This window comes from Streptomyces sp. NPDC060232 (assembly GCF_042726555.1).
GTDB lineage: Bacteria > Actinomycetota > Actinomycetes > Streptomycetales > Streptomycetaceae > Streptomyces.
In genome coordinates this window covers 130,343-153,250 of record NZ_JBHXAG010000014.1, presented here as the reverse complement: position 1 = coordinate 153,250, position 22,908 = coordinate 130,343, and the positions used below count along the sequence as shown (strand labels likewise).

The window sequence follows — 22,908 nt, the reverse complement described above, 5'->3', positions numbered from 1 at the left end:
CGTACTGTGGACAGCCTAACGGCCGTGCGGGTGACCGGAGGATCAGATCAAGGGCAGCGGCCGAGGACCGGCGTAGTAGGCGGCGCGCATGATGTCCTCCATGTCGTCGAGCATCGGCATGCGCGGGTTGGCCGGGGCGCACTGGTCCTCGTAGGCGTTCAGCGCCTGCGCGGGAAGAGCCGTGATGAAGGCCGTCTCGTCGATGCCGAGGGCGCGGAAGGACGGCTCGATACCGACCGCGTCGCGCAGGCGCTCCACGGCGGCGGCGTAGGAGGCGACGCCTTCGGCGGGGCTGGAGGCGGGCAGGCCCAAGGCGCGGGCGATGTCCTGGAAGCGCTCGGGTGCCCGGTAGCTCTCGTACTTGGGCCAGCCCGTCGGTTTGGCGGGAACGGTGCCGTTGTAGCGGATCACGTGGGGCAGGAGGATCGCGTTCGTCCGGCCGTGGGCGATGTGGAAGGTGGCGCCCAGGGTGTGCGACATGGCGTGGACGATGCCGAGGAAGGCGTTGCCGAAGGCCATGCCGGCGATGGTGCCCGCGTTGTGCATCTTCTCCCGGGCCGGGGTTCGCTGTGCGTCCTGGCCGGTGACCGCGGCCTTGAGGTTCTCGAAGATCAGCTTGATGGCGTGCAGCGCCAGGCCGTCGGTGAAGTCGTTGGCGTAGACCGACACGTATGCCTCGGTGGCATGGGTGAGGGCGTCGAAGCCGCTGTCGGCGGCGAGCGAGGAAGGCAGGTCGGCGGTCAGGACGGGATCGACGATGGCGACGCTCGGGGTGAGGGCGTAGTCGGCGAGCGGGTACTTCTTGCCGGTCGCCGGGTCGGAGATCACCGCGAACGGGGTGACCTCGGCGCCGGTGCCCGAGGTGGTGGGCACGCAGACCAGGCGGGCCCGCTCGCCGAGCACGGGGAAGCGGAAGGCCCGCTTGCGGATGTCGGAGAACTTCTGCCGCATGTCGGAGAAGTCGACCTCGGGCTGCTCGTACAGCAGCCACATCACCTTCGCCGCGTCCATGGGTGATCCGCCGCCCAGCGCGACGATGGTGTCCGGGCGGAAGTCGCGCATGAGGGCGGCGCCGCGCCGTACGGAGTCGATGCTCGGCTCGGCTTCGACGTCGTCGATCACCTGGATGGTCACGGGGTGTTCACGCTGCTGCAGGACGCGGCTGACGCGGTCGACGTAGCCGAGCCGGGTCATGGTGGCGTCGGTGACCACCGTGACGCGGTTCACGCCGGGCATCGCGGTCAGGTAGCGGATGGCCTGCGGCTCGAAGTAGATCTTCGGCGGCACCTTGAACCACTGCAGGTTGTTCTGTCGCGTGGTGACGCGCTTGATGTTCAGCAGCTGGGCGGTGGAGACGTTGTCGGAGACCGACGTGCTGCCCCAGGAGCCGCAGCCCAGGGTGAGGGAGGGAAGCAGACGATTGTAGATACCGCCGATCGCGCCCTGCGAGGACGGCGAGTTGACGATGACCCGCACGGTCTTCATACGGCGGCCGTAGCGCTCGGCGAGGGCCGGGTCGCCCGTGTGGATGACGGCGCTGTGCCCCTGCCCGTGGAAGGCGACCATGTCGGCCGCGAGGTCGAAGCCTTCGTCGGTCGAGCCGGCCCGCAGGACGGTGAGCACCGGGCAGAGCTTCTCCCGGGTGAGCGGCTCGTCGGGCCCGACGCGGCTTGCTTCGGCCAGGATGAGCGACGTCCCGGCGGGTACCGCGAACCCTGCCCGCTCGGCGATCCAGGCCGGGCTCCGGCCCACCGCCGCCGGATTGACGCGGCCTTGCCGGCCGGCCGGGTCCGGCGGGAAGAGGTAGGTCTCCAGCTTCAGCTTCTCCTCGGCCGTCGCGACGTACGCGTGCAGGCGCCGGAACTCGGCCAAAGCCTGCTCGTAGATGCCGGTGTCGAGGATGACCGCCTGTTCCGAGGCGCAGATCATGCCGTTGTCGAAGGACTTGGACAGGACGAGGTCGTTGACCGCCCGGCGCAGATCCGCGCTGTGGTGCACATAGGCAGGGACGTTGCCGGCGCCGACGCCGACGGCGGGCTTGCCGGCCGAGTAGGCGGCCTTGACCATGCTGTTCCCGCCGGTCGCGAGGATCAGGGCCACGCCCGGGTGGCGCATGAGGAGGCCGGTGGCCTCGATCGAAGGCGCCTCGATCCACTGCACGCAGTGCTCGGGGGCGCCGGCGGCGACGGCCGCGTCCCGCACGATGCGGGCGGCCTCGGCGCTGCACGTCTGCGCGGAGGGGTGGAAGGCGAAGACGACCGGATTACGCGTCTTCAGCGCGAGCAGCGCCTTGAAGACGGTGGTGGACGTCGGATTGGTGACAGGGGTGATCGCGCAGAGCACGCCGACCGGTTCGGCGATCTCGATGATGCCCTCGATGTCGTCACGCGCGATGACGCCGACCGTCTTGGTCCGGGCCATGCCGTGGGTGACGTGCTCGCAGGCGAACATGTTCTTCGCCGCCTTGTCCTCGAACACCCCGCGTCCGGTCTCCTCCACCGCCAGGCGTGCCAGGGCGGTGTGCTGGTCCAGAGCGGCGACGGACGCCTTGGCGACGATGTGGTCGACCTGCTCCTGGGTGAGGTACTCGAAGTCGGCAAGCGCCTTGGAAGCGTTGTCGACGAGTCCGTTCACGGCGATCCGCGCGTCGGAGGGGACATCCTCGTCGGAGGTGTCGCGGCGGTCACTGGTCACCTGAGTCATGGATGGCTCCTTGGATGCGGGTGGCTGGGCCGGTCACGGGGGTGGCGGGTGGCCGCTCGTCGTGTCAGCTACAGCCTTGCGCCGGAGAGGCCCGTGGCGAAGGTCCCGAAGGTCCCGGGGAGGGACCCGATGGTCTCCGGATCCTCCTGGCGCCCTGCCGCAGCGCAGACAGCTGCGCCCGATGCGCCCGAAGCCGTTGATCGCCGTACGTACGGTCGTCTCCGCCGCCCTCTCAAGGGGTACCGATGCAGGTGCCGCCGGCGTCGGGCTCCCACCTGCCCCGCGGCAGGAGTCGAACAGGGGTGTCACAGGGCCGTTGGGCCCTCGTCTCCCGCACGCCGAGGGGCCCGGCAGATCACGGGCCGAACGGCCCGCGATACGGGTCCTGACCGGTTCTGCCCCTTCCGAGCGCCTCGCACCACTCTGGAGGCAGCGACGAACAAGAGGAGCGAGCCATGAGGGCAGCAGTGGTTGGAGACCCTGCGAGATCCGCTGGTGAGGTGCTGTGGCCGGAAAGGTGTGCCGGGTCTCGGTGTTCGGCGCGGTGCACACAGCACTGGGAACGTCCCGATCCCGTGCCCGGGCCCGAGCAGGTCCGCATCCGCGTCGAGGCGTCCGGGCGGTGCCACACGGCCCGGCGCGACGGTGGCCGCGATCGGCATCCCCGCCCCCCGAGACCCGTTTCCTCACTGCTGGGACGAAGGCCGTGACGGCGTGGGCGGCGGTCAGGAGCTACTCAGGCGAATGGAGATGACGACCGTGGTGGAGCACCGGACTGTAGGCGACGTGATGACCGGCGAAGTGGTCCAGGCGCACCCCGACACTCCCTTCAAGGAGCTGGCCCGCCTGCTTGCTTCCCACCACATCAGTGGTCTGCCCGTGGTGGACGATGACGACAAGGTCATGGGCGTGGTCTCCCAGACCGACCTGACCCGGCGGCAGGCGGCGCGCGGCCGGACCGGATCCGGCCGGGAACGCGTGCTGCGAGCCCTGAGACGGATCGCTCACGCGCGCCCCACCCAGGGACCAGCCCTGACGGCCGGCGGGCTGATGTCCAGTCCCGCGGTCACCGTGCATCCCGAACAGCGCGTGGTCGACGCAGCGCGCATCATGGAACGCCGCCACATCGACCGGCTGCCCGTGGTGGACGAGGAGGACCGTCTCATCGGCATCACCACACGCCGCGACCTCCTGCGCGTCTTCCTGCGCACCGACGAGGAGATCCACGAGGCCGTGACCGGCGTCGTGTGCCCCCACGGTCCCGCGCACGACGCCGGCAGGCTCCACATCGATGTCCGGGAGGGAATCGTCACCGTCGAGGGTGTCGCCGGACCGGAGATCGACACCGCGGCGCTGGTGCGGGCCGTCTGGCGGGTCGACGGCGTCGTCGGCGTGGTCAACCGGCTGACGGCCGACAGGCGAGACGCCTCGCGTGTCCCGCGGATCTAGTTGCCGCGCCAGGCAACGTTTGCCCGTCAGGAGCGGCGTCCGGTGCGTGCTCTCGGCGTGCCTGCTCTGTCCTTGTCCCCGGCTTCAGTCCCCGGCTCCGAGCCTGGCCGAACGGCCTTCTGCGGGCGCCCCGTACGTCCCGGACGGATACGCGATGCGGGGGGACCGGTGGCCCCGCGGCGGTGGCCCGGTCGGCTCTGCCGGGAGCGCTCGGCGCCGGACAGGCTGAGGGCTGTCAAGCTCCGCTTTCGGCTTGCCGCAGCCGGCCGCCGCGGGATGCCGACGGCCGGCGAACGCCGCACGGCGGCAGAAGGCCCGGCCCTCGCCTCGGTCTTCGGCCGCTTCCCCGACGAACACGACCCCTTACCCGGAGGATCCCATGTCACTGCGTACCGTCATCGCCGCCGTCGACGGCTCGGCCGAGTCGCAGGCAGCTGCGGAGTGGGCTGCCCGAGAGGCGCGGCTGCGCGGTCTGTCCCTGCACATCGTCCATGCCTGGCAGGAGTGGTCACCGGGCTTCGTCCACGCCCCGTTCACGGGCGCGGACAACGCTCCCGCTGAAACGGCCGTCACGCGGAACCAGGCCGAGCGTGTCCCGCTGGACGTGGCCGAGCGGCTGCGAGAGGGACACCCCGGTCTCCACATCGACGTCGAGCAGGTCTGCGGCCGTCCTGTCGATGTGCTGCTCTCCGCAGCCGACAAGGCCGAGGTCCTGGTGCTCGGTTCACGAGGACTGGGTTCCCTGGGTGGCTTCCTGGCCGGATCGGTGTCGTTGCCCGTCATCGCGCACGCCGAGCGCCCGGTCGTCGTCGTGCGGGCCGGCGAGCGGGCCGAGGACGAGAAGCAGCCCGGGGACGGCCCGATCGGCCGGGCGCGGTACCTCGACGTGGTGCTGGGGCTCGATCTCGCCCGGCCGTGTGACGAGCTGATCGAGTTCGCCTTCTCCGCCGCCGCCGCACGCGGAGCTGCCCTGAGGGTCGTCCACGGGTGGGACGCACCGGTCGTGTTCGGACACGACCCCGAAGGCGTCGATCCCGGACACGGCGTCGCGCTGGGACTGCGGGAAGCGAGCGTGCTCACCGACGTGCTGCGGTCGTGGCGGGGCAAGTTCCCGGAGGTCGAGGTCAAGGAGCAGTGTGTGGTGGGCCGGGCGGCCGATCACCTGGTGGACGCCTCGAAGGACGCCTCGCTGCTGGTCGTGGGACGGCGTGTACGCCGCTCGGCGATCGGCACGCACATCGGCCCGGTCACGCGTGCGGTGCTGCACCATGCCGCGGCGCCCGTGGCGGTGGTGCGACACCTCTGACCGCCACTCGCGGTCGGCATGAGCCTGCCGGGGCCTGTGCGAGGGCGCGGTCGACACGGCCGAGGCCGACAAGCGGCACGGCGCCTACGGCTTCGTCAAGACGCTTGCCGACACCATCATCACCTGACAGACCGCCGGGACCGCCGGGATCGCTGGGATCGCCGGGTGCGGACAACGCTCGACGCACCGAGGCTGTCACCACAGCGGTCCTGCCGTGGGGCGTCGGAGCAAGTGCCCCTACCGCCAGACGCCCTGGGCCCTCCGCGGGGGACGGACGGTGCCGGTGTGCGCCCGCGCACTCACGACGTCCTTCCGGAATGTGAGTCGTGGCCGTACATGTGGGTGGCGGCGACCAGGGCGAGCATGCCGACCGCCATCATGATCAGTCCCACCACGGGCCGGTCAGCGCCCTCCCATTGCCAGTCGACGGCGAACACGAGGATCGCGCCGAGCCCGATCGATGTGACGGCTCCGATGGCCAGCAGTCCGGGCATGGGGCCCACCTCCCTGAGCGGCTGATGGGCACCCTGCCCCTGCCGGATCACACTGTCGCCGAGCAGCGGGGTGGTGCACAGGGGCCTGATGGGCCCGTCCGGCAGAGCCATGGGGCCCGTACCGCGGCAGACACAGGGGTGGGCCGGCGGGCCGAGTGCATCGGTCCGCCGACCCGGGACATCAGAACCGGACTCAGCTCACGGCCGCCCCGAGCGCCAGGAAGCCGGCGACCGCCACCAGCAGCATGCCCATGAGGGGTGCCATGAAGCGCAGGTACTGGTCGTAGCGGACCCTGGCCAGGGCGAGGCCGCCCATGACGACGGCGGAGGTGGGGGTGATGAGGTTCACCCATCCCGAGGCGGACTGGTAGGCGGTGACCACCAGGGCCCGGCTGACTCCGGCGAAGTCGGCCAGCGGCGCGAGGATCGGCATGGCCAGTGCCGCGTGTCCGGAGGAGGAGGGGACGAAGAACGCCAGGGGGAGGTTCACTCCGAACATCAGGACGGCGAACACGCCGGACGACGTGCCCGATACGGCACTGTGCAGGGTGTTGAGAACGGTGTCGGTGACGCTGGCGTTGTTCATGATGACGGTGACGCCGCGCGCCAGCATGACGATCATCGCCGCGCCGATGAAGTCCCCCGCGCCGACGGTGATGGCCTCCGCCGTGCCCTTCTCCCTCAGTCCTCCGATCAGCCCGACGACAATGGCGGCCACGATGAACAGGGCGGCGAGCTCGGGGAAGTACCAGCCGAGTGTGGGCAGGAAGGTGATGTGCAGATCGGACCAGGGGACCACAGCGAAGATCATGAAGAGGAACGTGGCCGCGAAGAGGCCCAGGACGGTGCGCTGACGCCTGGTCAGCGTCACCTCGCCGCACGCCTCGGCCTTGACACCGCGGTCGTCCTCGGTGGGCGGGGTCAGGGAGCGGGTGGGGTCGGCGGTGATGCGGCGGGCGTAGCGCAGCACGTACGCGGCTGCCAGCGCCGTCAGGCAGACCCACATCGCCAGGCGGAGCAGGATGCCGTCTCCGGTGCCGATGCCGGCGCTGTCGGAGGCCACTCCGGTGGCGAACGGGTTCACGGTGGAGGCGAGGGTTCCGACACCGGCACCGACCATGATGACGGTCGCGGCGACCATGCGGTCGTAGCCCAGGCCGAGCATGAGGGGGATCATCAGCCCGTAGAAGCCGAGGGTTTCCTCCGCCATGCCGTAGGTGGTGCCGCCGAGGGAGAACACCGCCAGCAGAACGACGAGCAGCACCCCTCGGTGGTGGCGCAGGCGTTGGGCAAGGCGTGCCACTCCGGCAGTGAGGGCGCCGGTGCGCATGGTGACGGTGATGAAGGCGCCCACGGCCAGGATGAAGAGGAACACACCGGCGGCGCCCGCGAAGGTCCCGGTGCCGCCGGGCGTGGTGAGACCGCTCTGGGTGTCGGTGACGCCGTACAGGCCGTTCACCGGTGAGAGGAACAGGTCCCCCAGCCGCTCCCAGAAGCCGGAGGTCACCTCCACGGAGTGGTAGGTGCCGGGGAGGGGGCTGCCGTCCTTGGTCTCGTAGCGGCCGGCCGGGAGCACGAAGGTCAGGGCCCAGACCGCGACGGTGACCCCTATCAGGACGGTGAACGCCGAGGGGAAGGGCAAGCGGCGCCGCTTCGTGGGCCCGGTACCGGCCTTGTCAGCGGCGGGCTCAGCGGCGGGCTCAGGGGCTGTGGGGGTGGCGGGGGTGGTGCCAAGGCTCATGTCAGGTCCTCAGGTCCGTCGGAGCGGCCGTCGAGGCCGCGGCCGGTGGGTGTGACGACGGTGCCGGCGGTCCCGTCGAGGAGGGCGCGGGCGTCGTGGAGGGCGCCGATGGCGGCCGTGCCGCCGGTGAGTTCCACGAACCGGCAGACGGCGTCGACCTTGGGTCCCATCGATCCCGGCGGGAAGTTCTGGGCGCGCAGCGCCGCGGGGGTGGTCCGTCCGACGGGTTCGGCGTCGCCGGTGCCGTAGTGGAGGAACACGTGGGGGACGTCGGTGAGCAGCAGCAGGGCGTCCGCGTCCAGTGCCTCGGCCAGGAGGGCGGCGGTGAGGTCCTTGTCCACCACCGCTTCGACGCCGCTCAGCAGTCCTTCTTCGTCCCGGATGACCGGTACGCCGCCGCCTCCAGCGCACACGGCCACCGCTCCCGATTCGAGCAGCAGCCGGATCAGGCCGGTCTCCACGACCCGCTGGGGGCGGGGTGAGGGTACGACGCGCCGCCAGCGGGCGCCGTCCTGTTTGACCGTCCAGCCCCGCTCGGCGGCCAGGCGTTCGGCTTCCTCCTGGTCGTAGACGGGGCCGACGAACTTGGCCGGGTCGGCGAAGGCGGGGTCGGCGGCGGAGACCAGGGTCTGGTTCACGAGAGCGCACACCTGGCGGCCGGGCAGTGCGTTCTGCAGGGACTGCAGAAGCCAGTAGCCGATCATGCCCTGGGTCTCCGCGCCCAGGACGTCGAAGGGGTAGGGGCTGCTCAGGGAGCGGTCGGCGGCGCTCTCCAGGGCGAGAATGCCGACCTGGGGACCGTTGCCGTGGGTGATGACCAGCTCGTGCTCGTGGGCGAGCGGGGCGAGGGCCTGCACGGCAGCGCGGATGTTGGCGAGCTGCACGGCGGCGTCCGGCCGCTCCTCGCGGCGGAGCAGGGCGTTACCGCCCAGGGCGACGACGACACGCATGAGTGTTCTCCAGGGAGGGGGCGGGCGGGGTTCAGCCGGCGAGGGTGGCGACCAGGACCGCCTTGATGGTGTGGAGCCGGTTCTCCGCCTGGTCGAACACGATGGAGTGGGAGGACTCGAAGACCTCGTCGGTGACTTCCAGCGCGGTCATGCCGGTGCGGTCCGCGATCTTCGCGCCGACGGTGGTGTCGCTGTTGTGGAAGGCCGGCAGACAGTGCATGAACTTCACCCGCGGGTTCCCGGTCGCCTGAAGGACGGCGGAGGTCACCTGGTAGGGCTTGAGCAAGGCGATGCGCTCGTCCCACAGCTCGGGCGGCTCCCCCATCGACAGCCAGACGTCGGTGTAGACGAAGTCGACTCCGGCCACGCCTTCGGCCACGTCCTCGGTGAGCGTGATCCGCGCACCGCTGCCGGCCGCCGCCTTGTGTGCCTCGTCGACGACGTCAGGGGCGTTGCGCAGGGAGCTGGGGCCGATCATCCGCACGTCCATGCCGAGCATCGCCGCGGTGATCAGCAGCGAGTTGCCGACGTTGTTCCGGGCGTCCCCCAGGTAGGCGAAGGACACCTGGTCGAGCGGCTTGTCGGTGTGTTCCCACATGGTGAGCACGTCGGCGAGCGACTGGGTGGGATGCCACTGGTCGGTCAGACCGTTCCACACCGGCACACCGGCGTACTGGGCCAGCTCCTCCACCAGGCGCTGGTCGCTGCCCCGGTACTCGATGCCGTCGTAGTAGCGGCCCAGGACCCGGGCGGTGTCCTTGATCGATTCCTTGTGGCCGAGCTGTGAGCCGGCGGGATCGAGGTAGGTCACGTGTGCGCCCTGCTGATGGGCGGCCACTTCGAAGGCGCAGCGGGTGCGGGTCGAGGTCTTCTCGAAGATGACGGCGATGTTCTTGCCGCGCAGCCGCTGCTCCTCGGATCCACTGCGGCGGGCTGCCTTGATCCGTGCGGACAGTTCCAGCAGGTGGCGCAACTCCTCCGGGGTGAAGTCGAGTTCCTTGAGGAAGGTGCGGTGGCTCAGGTCGACGGTCATGCTCGAACTCCTGGGTGCGTGTGTCAGGGGTGTGAAAGGGGCGGCGTGGTGGCGTGGTGGCGTGGCAGGACGCCGGGGGACGTCAGGCGGCTTCTCGCTCGATCGGGCAGCTCATGCACCGCGGACCGCCACGGCCCCGGCCGAGCTCGCTGCCGCGCACGGTGATGACCTCGATCCCGTTCTTACGCAGGTGGGTGTTGGTGGTGACGTTGCGCTCGTAGGCGACGACCACCCCGGGCTCCACGGCCAGCACGTTGCAGCCGTCGTCCCACTGCTCCCGCTCGGCGGAACGCACGTCCTGGCTGGGTGTGAGTACGTTGATGGACGGCAGCTCCAGGGCGTCCGCGATGGCCTGGTCCATGTACTCGGGCTCGTGGTCCGTGATCTTCAGCCCTTGCCCGCCCCTCCCGGGTTCGATCGTGGAGGCCGACAGCATCCCCAGGCCGGCGTAACGGGTGAAGGTGTCACCGCTGACCATCGTCATCACGGTGTCCAGGTGCATGAAGCTGCGGCGCTTGGGCATGTTGACCGCCACCACCCGCCGGGCGGAGCCCGCGGCGAACATCCGCAGCGCCAGGTTCTCCACGGCCTGCGCGGTGGTGCGTTCACTCATGCCGACGAGTACGGCGCCGTTGCCGATGACCAGGACGTCACCGCCCTCGATGGTGGCGGGGTAGGCCCCTTCGCCGCCGGTCCACCGGTGGAACTCGCCCTTGTCGAAGAGGGGGTGGTGGCGGTAGATGGCCTCGAAGTGGACCGTCTCCCGGCGGCGGGCTCGCTTGCTCATCGGGTTGATGCTCACCCCGTCGTACGCCCAGCACGACGTGTCGCGCGTGAACAGGTGGTTGGGCAACGGCGCGAGCAGGAAGTCGTCCGGCGCCATGGCATGCAGACGGACACTCGGTACGGTCCCGAGGCGCTGGCGCAGTTCGCCCTTGGTGACACCGCCGATGAGGCAGGCGGTGAGTGCTGCCGGCTCCAGGGAGTCGAAGTACGCACGGAATCGGTCGGTGGACGCAGCCCCGAACTCCCGCTCGTCGAAGACCCGGTCCATGACCAGTTGCCGAGCGGCGGGCAGTGCCAGCGTCTCGGTCAGCAGGTCCGCGAAGAGATGGACACGCACTCCACGGTCGCGCAGCGTGTCGGCGAAGGCGTCGTGCTCCTCGCGGGCACGTTTGACCCACAGCACGTCGTCGAAGAGGAGCGCGTCCTTGTTCGTGGGAGTGAGCCGCTTCAGTTCCAGGTCCGGCCGGTGCAGGATGACCTGCTTCAGCCGGCCGGTCTCGGAGTCGACGTGGAAAGACATGGGCCCCCCGTGAGGTCGGTTTCGAAGTGCCGCGAAAGCAGGGCACATGACGTGCTCCCCGGCGTCTGCGCGGCGCTTGGGGGAACACTTGAACCCTGTCACCGGCGCCCGTCGGAACCGGGCGGCAACAGTCCTCGGCGGCAGGTCATGTGGTACCCGGCGGTGAGGGCCCGTTCGGCCGGGACGCAGGGCCCTTCGGCTCTGGGTGCCTGGCGGAAGGACACGCGCACGGAGTGCACGGCCTGCGGCGGGTCCGGGCTGTCGTGGTGACGCTTGCGGCGGCGGCGCTTGCCCTGCTGGCTGGCTGGCTGCTGAAGCGGCGCACTGGTTCCGCCACCGACCAGGTGACGTGGACCGCGACCACCGAGGACCCCAACACACCCGTCAAGTGCCGTACGTTCACCAGTTTCTCGGCCGCTGCCACGGAGAACGCGGTCGGGCGGGTCTGGCTCGGTGTTCCTTACCGGTGGGACGGCACCGACGGTGTCACGGCCGGCGGCCAGGCCGCCGGATACGTCACCGCGAACAGGCTCAAGGCCGACACGGCCCCCGACGGGGTCGAGTACGAGGACCTGAGCAACCTCGGCGGCTGCGAGGCCCAGGGCAGGCGCCTGATCGCCGAGCACCGCTGGACCTCGTACCAGTGCATCCAGATCGCCCCGCCCGAGCCCGGCCACACCCTCTACGTCAAGTAGCGGTCCGCTGCTGGAAGAGAGACACAGCAATGCGCGTCGCGCAAGCGGCTGACCAGTTACACCAGCCACGACGCCGCCTACCAGGTGCCCGAGGGCAAGCTCACCGACGGCGAGTACCGCTGGCGCTTGCGGGTCAAGGACGGGAACACCGAGTCCGAGTGGACCGCCTGGTGCGCTTTCACCGTACGCCGCCCCTGACCGGCGCCTGACGTGAGCGTGGGCCCCATCGCCGCCGGTGGGGCCCACGCGTCCGCCCGCGGCGTGACACGACGGCGGCCGGCGGGTGTCCGCCGGCCGCCGTCGTTCCTCACGCGAGCGTGAGGAAGAGCTTCTCCAGTTCCTGCTCGCTCATCGGGGGTGCGCCTTCCTCGCTCTCGGCGAGGCACTGGCGCATACCGCTCGCGACGATCTTGAAGCCCGCCCGGTCGAGGGCGCGGGAGACGGCGGCGAGCTGTGTGACGACGTCCTTGCAGTCGCGGCCGGCCTCGATCATGGCGATGACGCCCGCGAGCTGCCCTTGAGCGCGCCGCAGCCGGTTGAGGACCGCGGTCGCCGCCTCTTCTTCCACCTTCACCGGGTTCCTCCTTCTCACCGACCAACGACTCAAGAATACCCCTGCGGGTATAACGCTAGGGGTGGGCGGCTGATTCCCGGGAGCCTACCTGAGGCGCCTCCGCGGCGGGCCGTGGGCGGCGTGCGCGCGCTGCGCCCCAGGTCAGTGCGGTCGCTGCCGCGAGGCCGATGCCGGTCCAGGTGAGCGGGCTGGCCCAGATCGCGTGGGGCAGTTGCCGGCTGAGGACGAAGACGCCCATGACGACGACGAACCAGCCGAAGGCCTTGCGGAGGGTGTCCTGGGGGATGCGTCCGGCGAAGCGGCTGCCGATCAGGCTGCCGACGATGGCCGCGGCGGTCACCATCAGCGCCAGGCTCCAGTCGATCTGGACTCCGTTGAGGTGGCCGGCGAGTCCGGAGAAGGACTTCATCGCGATGACCAGGAGCGAGGTGCCGACGGCGACGCTCATGGGCAGTCCGCCGAGCAGGGCGAGGGCGGGGACGACGAGGAATCCGCCGCCGGAGCCGACCAGGCCGGTGACCGCGCCGACGACGAGGCCCTCGACGATCACGTGCTTGACGGGGAGTTCGGTGTGGGCGGGCTTGACCGCCTTCGCCTTGCGGGACTTGCGGAGCATGGCGAAGGCGGTGGCGAGCATCATGAGCGCGAAGGCGACGAGCAGGACGGTGCCGGGGATGTACTCGGCGAGGCGTCCGCCGCCGTAGGCGCCGACCATGCTGACCGCGCCGAAGATCAGGCCGGTGCGCCAGCGCACCCGGCCGGCGCGGGCGTGCGGGAGGAGTCCGACGAGGCTGGTCACGCCGACGACGAACAGGGAGGTCGCGATGGCCTCCTTGGTGTCCTGACCGGCCAGGTAGACCAGGATCGGCACGGTCAGGATGGAGCCGCCGCCGCCCAGGACGCCCAGGCTGACGCCGATCAGTACGGATGCCGCGAGGACGAGCGTGATCACGAGCGGTCCCGCAGGGAGGCGACGACGGTACGGATGTCGGTGCGCGGGCCGCGGTTGTAGGGCAGCTTGGACAGCAGGACGCCCATCATGCAGGAGTTGCTGAGCGCCGCGTACGTCAGGCCGGCGCCGATCGCCGTACCGATCAGGTGCGCCCCGGGCACCAGGATGCCGACGAGGCCGGTGGCCAGGACGACCGATCCGGCGACCAGGCGGACCTGGCGCTCCATGTCCCAGCGCGCCTCGCCCCGGTTGACCGGGGCCCCGGCGGCCTCCCAGGCCATCATGCCGCCGTCCAGGACGCGCAGGTTGGGCAGGCCGGCCTCGGCGAGGGCCTGCTCGGCCTGTGCGGCGCGGGCGCCGGAGCGGCAGACGAGGACCACGTCCTCGTCGAGGTGGGTCAGGAGTTCGGCGCGGTGCTCGCGCAGGGTGTCCAGCGGGACGTTGTAGGAACCGGGAATGTGGACCGTCCGGAACTCGCCCGGGGTCCGCACGTCCAGCACCCGGGGGCCGTGGGCGTCCTTGATCAGCTGCTGGAGGGTGGCGGGGGTGAGGCTGGCGGCGCGGGAGGCGTCGGTCGTCATGAGAACTCCGTCGTGGTGAATGACCCCGAGAGGGGGATACGGGGTGGGGTATAGGTGGGGGTAGGGAGGGCCGGCGCCCCCGGCGGGGCCCGTCAGGGCGCGGGAGGCCCCGTCGGGGGTGCGTCGGCCGCTGCGGTCCGCCGGATCAGACGGCGGCGGGGGTGTGCGACAGGGCCCAGGCGGCGTAGCCGCCGAGGATGTCGGAGACGTCGGTGAAGCCGTGGTGGCGCAGCAGGCTCGCGGCGATCGAGGAGCGATGGCCGCCCGCACAGTGCAGGACCAGGGGCCGGTCGCGCGGGATCTCGTCGAGCCGACGGGGCAGCTCGCCCAGCGCGATGTGCAGAGCGCCGTCGATGAAGCCGTGCTCGCCGCGCTCACCGCAGTTGCGGACGTCGATGACGACCGGCGGGTTGTCGCCCGACAGTGCGGCACGGACCTGCGCGGCGGTCAGGCGACTGGCCGCCGTGACCTCTTCGGCCAGCGCGGTCAGAGCGTCGTCCGGGGAGCGCAGGTAGCCGGCCACACGGTCGAAGCCGATCCGGGCCAGGCGGGTGACGATCTCCTCCTCGCGGTTCTGCGGGGCGACGACCAGCAGGTCGGCGTCGGCGGGCAGGACGGTGCCGGCCTGCTCGGCGAAGCGGCCGTCGGCCGGCACGTTCACCGAGCCGCGCAGATGGCCGGCGGCGAACTCCTGCGGATCGCGGGCGTCGACGACCACGGCACCGGCCGCACGCAGGCGGGTGAAGTCCTCGACGGTCAGCGGCCTCGGCGCGGCGGCCGGGTCGAACAGCGGGCGCTCCTGGCGGTTGAGGATCGCGTCGTAGACGAAGTAGCCGGGGGCGGCGGACTGGCCGGCGGTCACGAGTGCCACGAAGTCGTCCTGCGACATGGGCGCGCACGCGTAGTTGGTCGCGCGCTGCTCGCCGATGGTCGACTGCTTCTCCGTCGACAGGTTCTTGCCGCAGGCGGACCCGGCACCGTGCGCGGGAAAGACCCTCACCCCGTCCGGCAGGCCCATCAGCTTGTTCTGCACGCTGTCGTACAGCATGGCGCCGAGCTCCTCGGCGGTCACGCCGACGGAGGCGAGCAGGTCAGGGCGGCCGACGTCCCCGATGAACAGGGCGTCTCCGGTGAGCACCCCGTACGGCACGGTGTCCTCGCCGCGCTCGTACACCAGCACGCTGACGGACTCCGGGGTGTGCCCGGGCGTCTCCATGATCTCCAGCGTGACGTCACCGAGACGGATGGTCTCCCCCTCCGCCAGCTTGCGGATCGGGTACTCCGTCTCGGCGCGCCGGCCGTAACCGATCCAGGCGCCCGTCTCGGCCGCCACCTCCAGGTGCCCCGCGACGAAGTCCGCGTGGAAATGGGTGTTGATGACGCCGACCACGGTGAAGCCGCGGGCCTGGGCGTCCGCCAGGTACTCCGAGATGTCCCGGCGGGGGTCGACGACCACCGCCTGGCCGGTCGTCTCGTCGGCGATCATGTACGACGCCTGGGAGAGGCAGTCGAGGTAGTACTGGGCGAAGAACACGGAAACCTCCGTAGGCGATGACACGGATACCCTGGGGGGTATCCGAAAGGTCAAAAGGCGGCCCGTCCCCGGAAGGGGCGGGCGTGTGAACGAGGGAAGGTCAGACCACCCCGGGGGCGGTCCCCGTCGCGACCGGGCGGCCCGTGCCGGCCCAGCCCCGGGTCCCACCGGCGACGGAAAGGGCGTCCATCCCGGCGGCGGCTAGGCGGTCCGCGGCCCACTGGCTGCGGTTGCCGCTGGCGCAGATCACATACACCGTTCGCCCCTTGGGTATGCGGGGCAGTGCGGCGGCCAGCGTCGACAACGGGGCGAGCTGCGCACCCGGCACGTGCGCCGCCCGGTACTCCTCCGGCTCCCGCACGTCGACAACCACTGCGCCGGCACTCCAGGCAGCGGCGAAGGTCTCCAGGTCCACTTCACGAGCCATGAGCGAGATCCACCTCCAGATACCCCCCTGGGTATTACGTCTTCGACGGTAAACGCCTCCCGCCAGCGCTGTCAAATACCCCCCCAGGTATTCGAGAGCCGAGGGAACCCGGGACCGCGGAACAATCCCACCCTTGGCCTGCTGAAGCTCCATATACCCCACCGGGTACACGGGAGGAGAGGGGAACCGACGCCCGGAGCGTCACCACGGGGTCGGACCGAAGGGCCGAACGGTCTCCCAGCGCCTGTCGTCCGCCTCCGGACGGATGCGTCACGACATCATGCTGTTCGCGGCCCCACCCTGGGCCGACCGCCACCGGCAGTACGACGACCGGGGCGGCCGCATGCCGAGGCCGTCGCCATCCGAAGAGTGAGGTGAAGACATGCCCTACGACCGCACCATCGAGGTCGCCGGAACCTTCGACGAGACGGTGGAGACCGTCCGGCGCGCCCTCGCCGACCAGGGCTTCGGCATCCTGACCGAGATCGACGTCCAGGCCACGCTCAAGGCGAAACTCGGCCACGACATGGAGCCCTACCTGATCCTCGGGGCGTGCAACCCCCCACTCGCACGTCAGGCACTGGACGCCGACCGCTCGATCGGGCTGCTGCTGCCCTGCAACGTCGTGGTCCGCACCGATGGCGACCGGGTGATCGTGCAGGCGCTCGACCCCGCCACCATGGTCACCCTCACCGGCGTCGACGCCATGGCCCCCGTCGCGGACGAGGCGGCGCGCCGCCTTGACGCCGCACTCGCCACCGTTGCAGGAGGCGAGGGCTCGACGTGAGTGCGCGCCGCCCATGACTGGCTCACCGCCGCCCGCGACGCCGAAGCGTCCACGGGCGTATCGCCCGCGCTGCGTTCACCCCGTCCGCCCCCGTTCACGGTGAGAGCGGAGCGCGAGTCCACAGACAGCGGCGCCGGGGGGAGCGCCCAGGCCGCGACCACCGCCCTGCGTACCCTGCGGCCGGGCTCGCCCGTCGTCCACCCGGCGGGGTGGTCAGGGGGTCAGGGCCTCGTGTGCTCGGTGATCCAACGGGCGGCGAGGAGTCCGGAGGCGGCGGTCAGGACGGCGGCGGCGATGACGGTGGCGTTCAGGCCGAGGAGGTCGGCGAGGATGCCGGCGACGAGAGCTCCGGCGGCGTAGCCGATGTCCCGCCAGAACCGGTACGTCCCGAGGGCGTTGGCCCGCCAGGCCGGGTGGGCGTGGTCGGAGACGGACGCGATGAGGGCCGGATAGACCATGGCGGTACCCAGGCCGAGTACGACGGCGGACAGGACTCCGGCGAGCAGCGGACGGTCGAGGAGAGCGAGGGCGAGGACGAAGCCGCCGGACTGGACGAGCATCCCGTAGACGATCAGCGGCTTGCGTCCGATGCGGTCGGCGAGGTGGCCGGCGGGAATCTGGCCGATGCCCCACAGGATCGGGTAGAGGCCCTTGATCAGACCGACAGCGGCGAGCCCGAGGCCGTACTCGGTGAAGAGGAGCGGGAAAACACCCCAGGTGAGACCGTCGTTGAGGTTGTTGACCAGCCCGGCCTGGCTGGTGCCGCGCAGGGAGCGGTCACGCCAGGACGTGCGGGCGAAGGTGGCCTTCAGGCCGGTGTCCTCGCCGCTGGGGACCGGCTTGGCGTGGTGGGCGAGTTCGAGGGCCACGTGGGCCGCCGTGTCGCGGACGACGAGGGACAGCGCGAGGCCGGCGACGACGAAGACGACGCCGATGAGCTCGGGGACCGGGCGCAGGCCGTAGCTCGTGGCGAGGTAGCCGGTGACCAGGGCGGTGACGCCGACGGCGGTGTAGCCGGCGGCCTCGTTCAGCCCGGTGGCGAGGCCGCGTTGTCTGGGGCCGACGAGGTCGATCTTCATGTTGACGGTCATCGACCAGGTCAGGCCCTGATTCAGGCCGAGCAGGACGTTGGCGGCGACGATCCAGCCCCACGAGGGCGCGTACGCGAGCGCGAAGGGTACGGGCACGCCGATCAGCCAGCCCGCCACGAGGAGTTGCTTGCGGCGGAAGCGGGAGGTCAGGGCTCCGGCGGCGAGGTTGGTGAACGCCTTGGTGAGGCCGAAGGCGATGATGAAGGAGAAGACGGCCAGGTCACTGGTGAGGCCGAACGTCTCGGAGCCGATGAGCGGGACGGTGGTGCGTTCCAGGCCGACCAGGCCGCCGACGCAGATGTTGACGATGACCAGCAGGGTGAACTGGAGCCGGTTCTCGCGCAGGCCGAGGCGTACCGGACGGCTGGAGGCGTGCGTCGGTGCGGCCGGGACGCGGGGGGTCTTCACGAGCGGATGCCCTCCGGGCTCCGAACGAGCTGCTCGCCGTGGGCGGCGGCGTAGTCGGCCGGTCCGCCGTCGAGGACGGCGACGTCGGTGTGGCCGGCGCGTTCGAGGAGGCTGGCGGCGGTCATGGCGCGCTCGCCGTGCCCGCAGGCCACGATCGCGCCCTCGGGGGCGTCCGCGGCTGCGCGGGCGAGGCCGCCGAGCTCGATGTTGACCGCGCCGGGGACGTGCCCGGTGGCGAACTCCGACTCCTGCCGTACGTCGACATAGGGACGGCTGTCCGTACGGTCGGCGGTGACGAAGGCAGTGGAGGCCAGCGGGTGGCCGGCAGCGGTCCAAGCGGGCAGACCGCCGTCGAGGCGGCCGGCGAGACGCTCGTAGCCGATCTTGTACGCCTGCCGGACGATCTCGCCCGGGTCCTGGCCGTCGGCGGTGACGAAGACGAGGGGGGCGGTGTCGGGCAGGAGCCAGCCGAGCCAGGTGGCGAACTGGCCCCGGAGGGGGATGGAGAGCGATCCGGGTATGTGGCCGGCGGCGTAGTCGGCAGCCGGTCGTACGTCGACGACGTGGCCGCCGTCCGCGACGAGGGCGCGGACTCCTCCGGCGGAGAGCTCGGTCAGCAGCGGGGTGCCGGTGACCAGGGCGGGCCCGCGGCGGTTGGCCTCGCCGAGCCGGTCGAAGTACGCGGGGTAGCTGCCCAGGCTCGCGGTCAGCTGCGACACGAAGGTGTCCTCGTCGGGCGCGGCAAGCAGCGGATTGGCCCGCTTCTGGGCGCCGATGGTGGTGGTGCGCTCACTGCCCGGAGGGGCCGAGCAGAAGGAGCCGGCCCCGTGCGTGGGCCACACCGCGGTGCTGTCGGGCAGTTCGGTGAGCCGGCGCAGAGACCGGTACTGGGCCCGGGCGAGTTCCTCGGTCCGCTCGGGGCCGAGGAGGTCGGTGCGGGCGGCGGAGTTCACGATCAGTGACCCACCGGTGAAGACGCCCAGTTCGGCGCGGCCGTCCAGCAGCAGGAACGAAAGGTGCTCGTCGGTGTGGCCGGGGGTGGCGAGCGCCCGCAGCGTGAGCCCGCCGAGGTCGACCTCGTCGCCCTCGGCCAGGCCCCGGTGAGCGAAGGCTCGGTGGCCGGCGGCGGAGGCCAGGATCGTGGCTCCGTGGTCGTGGCCGAGCTGCACCGCGCCGGAGAGGAAGTCGGCGTGCAGGTGCGTGTCGGCGGCGTACGCGACGATCAGGCCGCGCCGCTCGGCGGCGGCATTCAGGGCACGCAGGTCACGGCTCGCATCGACGGCGAGGGCGCGGCCGTCGCCCAGGTCGACGAGGTAGGCGCTGTTGCCGAGTCCTTCGTCGACGAGCGGAATCAGATGATCTTCGGGGAGACCCATCGTGCTGTCCTTCATGAGAAGAAGCAGGGCTGCGGGCGGGGAAGCACCGCCGCCCGCCATCAGCTACAGTAATCCATAGATATTTGGAGGATGCAATGCGGGATGCCACCACAAGCGGCACGAAGGCCGCCCTCTACGATGCGTTCGCCGCCAGCGGCAAGGCGCTGGCCAGCGGCAAGCGCCTTGAACTGCTCGATCTGCTCGCCCAGGGCGAGCGCACCGTGGACGCCCTGGCGAAGGCGGCCGGACTGAACCTGACCACCGCGTCGGCGCATCTGCAGACCCTCAAGCAGGCCGGGTTCGTCGCCACCCGCCGTGAAGGTGTGCGGATCCACTACCGGCTCGCCGGCGACGACGTCGCCCAGCTCTTCGCACTGCTGCGCAAAGTCGCCGACCGCCATCAGGCCGCCGTTCCCGCCGCGCGGGACGCCTACCTCGGTGAGGACGGCGCCGCCGAGGTCACCCACGAGGAGCTCCTGGCCCGTGTCGAGGCCGGCGGCGTGGTCGTGCTCGACGTCCGGCCGCTGGAGGAGTACCTCGCGGGACACATCCCCGGGGCGCTCGGCATCCCCGTCGCCGAGCTGGCCGACCGGATCGGCGAGCTTCCCGAGGCGACCGAAGTGGTCGTCTACTGCCGCGGCGAATACTGCGCACTCGCCTACGACGCCGTACGCCTCCTCACCGACCACGGCCGACGGGCGGTCCGGCTCAACGACGGCATGCTCGAATGGCGCCTGGCCGACCTCCCCGTGCACGCCGGGGCGACGGCGTGAACGACGTCCCCGACAGCCTTCACCGAGGACACGGTGCCGGTATCGGTGAGGGCGGCGAACAGCGTGGAAGCCAGTTCATCGCGCCCGTCCCGCAGCGCCGACCAGCGGCCCTTCTCGACGGGCTCCAGGATCGCGGCGCGCACTCCACGTGGTGGGCCAGAGCTCTCCAGTACCGCCCGGCCGGCCCTCGTCCCACGTACAGCCCCGGCGCGCGCTGCGGAGCGTTCAAGCCTTGAAGGGGCGCGGCGGCCCGTACGGATTTCGGCTCGAAGTGTTGACCGCCCTACGGAGCCGCCCTACGTTGTCGGCGACTTGAGAGCGCTCTCAAAGGGGCTGTGCATGAAATCCCGAAGGAACCTGTCGTTGCTGACAACAGCGGCTCTTGCCGCCACCGCCCTGGGTACGCTGGGCAGCGGCGCCGCCTCGGCCGCCACCATCGAGGTGGGGAAGGGAAGTTACAGCGACGTTCGCCCTGCCGGCCGCCAGGGGCCGTCGAACAGCGGTGGCCAGGCGGTCAAGCCGAAGGTCACTCCCGCCATGGCGGACGTGCCCGTCCCGACGAACGACTGGTGGTCGTCGCTGGCCTTCCAGCGCTTCTCCGGCAATCCGTGGTCGGAGAACATGTACGGCCATCCCCTCACCTACAAGGCGGTCTCCGGTGGCCTGGAGGTCGGCTACCCGACCACGCACCAGATCGTGGGCGGCGGCCGCCAGTACGAGTTCCCGCACAAGGCCGACCTGACCCTGGGGCTCACGGGTCTCAACTCGCCCGACGCGAAGGCGGACGGGTGGAGCGACTGGACCGTCAGCCCGTACTGGAACGACGGTGCGCGCAGTCTGCGGACGACCATTGGCCACGGCCTGCCGTACGTGTACGCGGAGGGCACCGGAGGGGCGGCGCAGATCAGCGCGGCGGCTCCGCCGACCGTCTTCGCCGACCAGGGCAACGTCCTCGGCGTCACCATCTCGGGTCATGACTACGCGCTGTTCGCCCCGAGCGGCAGCGACTGGACCGTCTCCGGCAACGAGATCCGGGCCGACCTGGGCTCCAAGGAGTACTTCTCCCTGGCGGTCCTCCCGGACAAGGCAGCGCTGGCCGACTTCAAGAAGTACGCCTTCAGCTTCGTGACCGGATCGAAGGTGGACTGGGAGTACAGAGAGGGCGACGGCGAGGTCACGGCCACCTACTCGCTGACCACCGAGCCGAAGGAGGGGACTGAGACCGGCACCTTCCAGGCGCTCTACCGCCACCAGTGGCTGCACAGCAGCGACCCGCTGACCGCCTACCGCTACGTCTCCTCGCGCGGTGCGATGAAGGTCCGCGAGGGCACGTCCTTCACGACCACCCAGAAGGTGAACGGCGTGCTGCCCGGCCTGCCGAGCGCGGCGGGCGTCGACAAGGCGAAGCTCAAGGGCTACATCGACGACGTGCTGACCCAGGGCGACCCCTTCAGCGGCGCGGTCGACACCTACTGGACCGGCAAGGCCCTGGGCAAGCTCGCCATGCTCGTCCCGCTCGCGGACCAGGTCGCAGACACCGCCGGCCGCGACAAGCTGCTGAGCTTGATCAAGGGCCGGATGGAGGAGTGGTTCACGGTCGGCGGTCCTTCCGAGTTCTCCTACGACAAGGACTGGCGCACCCTCATCGGGTACCCCGCCTCGTACGGGAGCGACCAGGAGCTCAACGACCACCACTTCCACTACTCGTACTACGTGATGGCCGCGGCCGTCGTGGCGCAGTACGACCCCCGGTGGGCCGCCGACTCCGAGTGGGGCGGCATGGTCAAGGAGCTCGTCAAGGACGCCGCCAACCCGGCGAGGAACGACAGCAAGTACCCGTTCCTGCGCGGCTTCGACGTCTACGCCGGCCACAGCTGGGCCGCCGGCCACGAGGCGTTCGCCGCCGGCAACAACCAGGAGTCGTCCTCGGAGTCGATCAACCTCAGCGCCGGCCTGATCATGTGGGGCTCGGCCATGGGTGACAAGGCACTGCGTGACCAGGGCGTCTACATGATGATGACCGAGTCGGAGTCGATCGCGCAGTACTGGTTCGACGCCGATCAGCAGGTCTACCCCGAGGAATTCGCCCACGACGTCGTGGGCATGGTCTGGAGCAGCGGCGGCGCCTACGCGACCTGGTGGACCGCCAACCCCGAGGAGATCCACGGCATCAACTTCCTGCCCATGACCGGCGGCTCGCTCCACCTGGCCCGCGAGAAGGCCATGCTGAACCGCAGCGTGGCCGAGATGGAGCGGGAGAACGGCGGCCCGGCCGTCGAGTGGAAGGACATCTTCTGGCAGGTCCAGGCCCTCTACGACCCGGCCAAGGCCATGAGCTACTGGAACCAGTGGAACGGCGGCTACGTCCCCGAGGCCGGCGAGACCAAGGCCCACACCTACCACTGGGTCGCCACGATGAACTCCATCGGATCGCCGGACATGACCGTCACGGCCAACTCGCCGACGGCCGTCGCCTTCGACAAGAGCGGCACCAAGACGTACGCCGCGCACAACTACACCGGCGAGGCGTGTTCGGTCCTCTTCTCCGACGGCGGCGTACTGAACGTCCCGGCGAAGTCGACCGCGTCCGGAGCGGGCGACGACACCGAACTCGGCATCCCGTGCGGCGCCCCCGGCGACGAGGCGCCCAGCGCGCCCGGCACCCCGGTCGCCGGTGACGTCACCGACGACTCCGTCGAGCTGACCTGGAGCGCGGCGACCGACGACC

Annotated in this window: 19 protein-coding genes; 6 read left to right on the top strand and 13 right to left on the bottom strand. The window is 70.8% G+C overall.

Annotated elements, in window-relative coordinates; translation table 11 throughout:
* Nucleotides 1-42: 42 nt before the first annotated feature.
* Entirely contained in the window at nucleotides 43-2,703 is a 2,661-nt protein-coding gene (adhE, locus tag ACFWFZ_RS21525; RefSeq protein WP_387124398.1) for a bifunctional acetaldehyde-CoA/alcohol dehydrogenase, read from the bottom strand.
* Nucleotides 2,704-3,447: 744 nt separating this feature from the next.
* Between adhE and ACFWFZ_RS21520 the strand changes: the two genes are divergently transcribed.
* Together ACFWFZ_RS21520 and ACFWFZ_RS21515 are read left to right on the top strand one after the other, a co-directional pair.
* Nucleotides 3,448-4,152, top strand: a complete 705-nt coding sequence (locus ACFWFZ_RS21520) for a CBS domain-containing protein (protein WP_387124397.1) — start codon at nucleotides 3,448-3,450, stop codon at nucleotides 4,150-4,152.
* Nucleotides 4,153-4,531: 379 nt separating this feature from the next.
* Nucleotides 4,532-5,458: a universal stress protein gene (locus ACFWFZ_RS21515; RefSeq protein ID WP_387124396.1), complete on the top strand. Its 927-nt coding sequence runs from the start codon at nucleotides 4,532-4,534 to the stop codon at nucleotides 5,456-5,458.
* A gap of 299 nt (nucleotides 5,459-5,757) precedes the next feature.
* On the opposite strand, the gene ACFWFZ_RS21510 is transcribed toward ACFWFZ_RS21515, so the two are convergent.
* From ACFWFZ_RS21510 to ACFWFZ_RS21490, 5 genes are all read right to left on the bottom strand, one after another.
* The gene (locus ACFWFZ_RS21510; protein ID WP_387124395.1) at nucleotides 5,758-5,952 is read right to left on the bottom strand and encodes a hypothetical protein; all 195 of its coding nucleotides are present in this window, start codon (nucleotides 5,950-5,952) and stop codon (nucleotides 5,758-5,760) included.
* A 193-nt stretch (nucleotides 5,953-6,145) separates the two neighbouring features.
* Complete coding sequence (locus tag ACFWFZ_RS21505; RefSeq protein ID WP_387124394.1) at nucleotides 6,146-7,693, bottom strand: YfcC family protein; 1,548 nt, start codon at nucleotides 7,691-7,693, stop codon at nucleotides 6,146-6,148.
* On the bottom strand, nucleotides 7,690-8,643 hold the full coding sequence (locus ACFWFZ_RS21500; RefSeq protein WP_387124393.1) for a carbamate kinase: 954 nt from the start codon (nucleotides 8,641-8,643) through the stop codon (nucleotides 7,690-7,692). The genes ACFWFZ_RS21505 and ACFWFZ_RS21500 overlap by 4 nt, the downstream gene beginning before the upstream one ends.
* Before the next feature lie 31 nt (nucleotides 8,644-8,674).
* The gene (argF, locus tag ACFWFZ_RS21495) at nucleotides 8,675-9,676 is read right to left on the bottom strand and encodes an ornithine carbamoyltransferase (protein WP_387124392.1); all 1,002 of its coding nucleotides are present in this window, start codon (nucleotides 9,674-9,676) and stop codon (nucleotides 8,675-8,677) included.
* Nucleotides 9,677-9,758: 82 nt separating this feature from the next.
* Entirely contained in the window at nucleotides 9,759-10,982 is a 1,224-nt protein-coding gene (locus tag ACFWFZ_RS21490; protein WP_387124391.1) for an arginine deiminase, read from the bottom strand.
* 263 nt (nucleotides 10,983-11,245) lie between these two features.
* Here ACFWFZ_RS21490 and ACFWFZ_RS21485 point away from each other — a divergent pair, with 263 nt between their 5' ends.
* The gene (locus tag ACFWFZ_RS21485) at nucleotides 11,246-11,677 is read left to right on the top strand and encodes a hypothetical protein (RefSeq protein WP_387124390.1); all 432 of its coding nucleotides are present in this window, start codon (nucleotides 11,246-11,248) and stop codon (nucleotides 11,675-11,677) included.
* Nucleotides 11,678-11,984: 307 nt separating this feature from the next.
* On the opposite strand, the gene ACFWFZ_RS21480 is transcribed toward ACFWFZ_RS21485, so the two are convergent.
* The 5 genes from ACFWFZ_RS21480 to ACFWFZ_RS21460 form a co-directional block, all read right to left on the bottom strand.
* Nucleotides 11,985-12,251, bottom strand: a complete 267-nt coding sequence (locus ACFWFZ_RS21480) for a metal-sensitive transcriptional regulator (RefSeq protein WP_031004254.1) — start codon at nucleotides 12,249-12,251, stop codon at nucleotides 11,985-11,987.
* Nucleotides 12,252-12,306: 55 nt separating this feature from the next.
* Complete coding sequence (locus tag ACFWFZ_RS21475) at nucleotides 12,307-13,203, bottom strand: sulfite exporter TauE/SafE family protein (protein ID WP_387124389.1); 897 nt, start codon at nucleotides 13,201-13,203, stop codon at nucleotides 12,307-12,309.
* Nucleotides 13,200-13,784, bottom strand: a complete 585-nt coding sequence (locus tag ACFWFZ_RS21470) for a rhodanese-like domain-containing protein (protein ID WP_387124388.1) — start codon at nucleotides 13,782-13,784, stop codon at nucleotides 13,200-13,202. Before ACFWFZ_RS21470 ends, ACFWFZ_RS21475 begins: the two co-directional genes overlap by 4 nt.
* Before the next feature lie 145 nt (nucleotides 13,785-13,929).
* Nucleotides 13,930-15,318, bottom strand: coding sequence for a rhodanese-like domain-containing protein (locus ACFWFZ_RS21465; RefSeq protein WP_387124387.1), 1,389 nt, complete (start codon nucleotides 15,316-15,318; stop codon nucleotides 13,930-13,932).
* Nucleotides 15,319-15,418: 100 nt separating this feature from the next.
* Nucleotides 15,419-15,745, bottom strand: coding sequence for a rhodanese-like domain-containing protein (locus ACFWFZ_RS21460; protein WP_387124386.1), 327 nt, complete (start codon nucleotides 15,743-15,745; stop codon nucleotides 15,419-15,421).
* Between the two features lie 382 nt (nucleotides 15,746-16,127).
* On the opposite strand from ACFWFZ_RS21460, the gene ACFWFZ_RS21455 reads away from it, so the two are divergent.
* Complete coding sequence (locus ACFWFZ_RS21455; protein WP_387124385.1) at nucleotides 16,128-16,532, top strand: DUF302 domain-containing protein; 405 nt, start codon at nucleotides 16,128-16,130, stop codon at nucleotides 16,530-16,532.
* Between the two features lie 221 nt (nucleotides 16,533-16,753).
* On the opposite strand, the gene ACFWFZ_RS21450 is transcribed toward ACFWFZ_RS21455, so the two are convergent.
* Nucleotides 16,754-18,031, bottom strand: a complete 1,278-nt coding sequence (locus ACFWFZ_RS21450) for an MFS transporter (protein WP_387124384.1) — start codon at nucleotides 18,029-18,031, stop codon at nucleotides 16,754-16,756.
* Nucleotides 18,028-19,422 (bottom strand): rhodanese-like domain-containing protein, encoded by a 1,395-nt coding sequence (locus tag ACFWFZ_RS21445; protein WP_387124382.1) that lies wholly within the window; start codon nucleotides 19,420-19,422, stop codon nucleotides 18,028-18,030. The genes ACFWFZ_RS21450 and ACFWFZ_RS21445 overlap by 4 nt, the downstream gene beginning before the upstream one ends.
* Before the next feature lie 80 nt (nucleotides 19,423-19,502).
* Here ACFWFZ_RS21445 and ACFWFZ_RS21440 point away from each other — a divergent pair, with 80 nt between their 5' ends.
* Nucleotides 19,503-20,180 (top strand): ArsR/SmtB family transcription factor, encoded by a 678-nt coding sequence (locus ACFWFZ_RS21440; RefSeq protein WP_387124381.1) that lies wholly within the window; start codon nucleotides 19,503-19,505, stop codon nucleotides 20,178-20,180.
* 339 nt (nucleotides 20,181-20,519) lie between these two features.
* Nucleotides 20,520-22,908, top strand: a 2,389-nt coding sequence (locus ACFWFZ_RS21435) for a glycosyl hydrolase (RefSeq protein WP_387124380.1), incomplete at its 3' end; no start/stop codon positions are given.

Coding starts and splice junctions, on each gene's coding strand:
- argF (WP_387124392.1), bottom strand. CDS start 9,676: ATGACCGTCGACCTGAGCCACCGCACCTTCCTCAAGGAACTCGACTTC.
- ACFWFZ_RS21440 (WP_387124381.1), top strand. CDS start 19,503: ATGCGGGATGCCACCACAAGCGGCACGAAGGCCGCCCTCTACGATGCG.
- ACFWFZ_RS21500 (WP_387124393.1), bottom strand. CDS start 8,643: ATGCGTGTCGTCGTCGCCCTGGGCGGTAACGCCCTGCTCCGCCGCGAG.
- ACFWFZ_RS21445 (WP_387124382.1), bottom strand. CDS start 19,422: ATGAAGGACAGCACGATGGGTCTCCCCGAAGATCATCTGATTCCGCTC.
- ACFWFZ_RS21515 (WP_387124396.1), top strand. CDS start 4,532: ATGTCACTGCGTACCGTCATCGCCGCCGTCGACGGCTCGGCCGAGTCG.
- ACFWFZ_RS21455 (WP_387124385.1), top strand. CDS start 16,128: ATGCCCTACGACCGCACCATCGAGGTCGCCGGAACCTTCGACGAGACG.
- ACFWFZ_RS21505 (WP_387124394.1), bottom strand. CDS start 7,693: ATGAGCCTTGGCACCACCCCCGCCACCCCCACAGCCCCTGAGCCCGCC.
- ACFWFZ_RS21520 (WP_387124397.1), top strand. CDS start 3,448: ATGGAGATGACGACCGTGGTGGAGCACCGGACTGTAGGCGACGTGATG.
- ACFWFZ_RS21460 (WP_387124386.1), bottom strand. CDS start 15,745: ATGGCTCGTGAAGTGGACCTGGAGACCTTCGCCGCTGCCTGGAGTGCC.
- ACFWFZ_RS21490 (WP_387124391.1), bottom strand. CDS start 10,982: ATGTCTTTCCACGTCGACTCCGAGACCGGCCGGCTGAAGCAGGTCATC.
- ACFWFZ_RS21510 (WP_387124395.1), bottom strand. CDS start 5,952: ATGCCCGGACTGCTGGCCATCGGAGCCGTCACATCGATCGGGCTCGGC.
- adhE (WP_387124398.1), bottom strand. CDS start 2,703: ATGACTCAGGTGACCAGTGACCGCCGCGACACCTCCGACGAGGATGTC.
- ACFWFZ_RS21470 (WP_387124388.1), bottom strand. CDS start 13,784: ATGACGACCGACGCCTCCCGCGCCGCCAGCCTCACCCCCGCCACCCTC.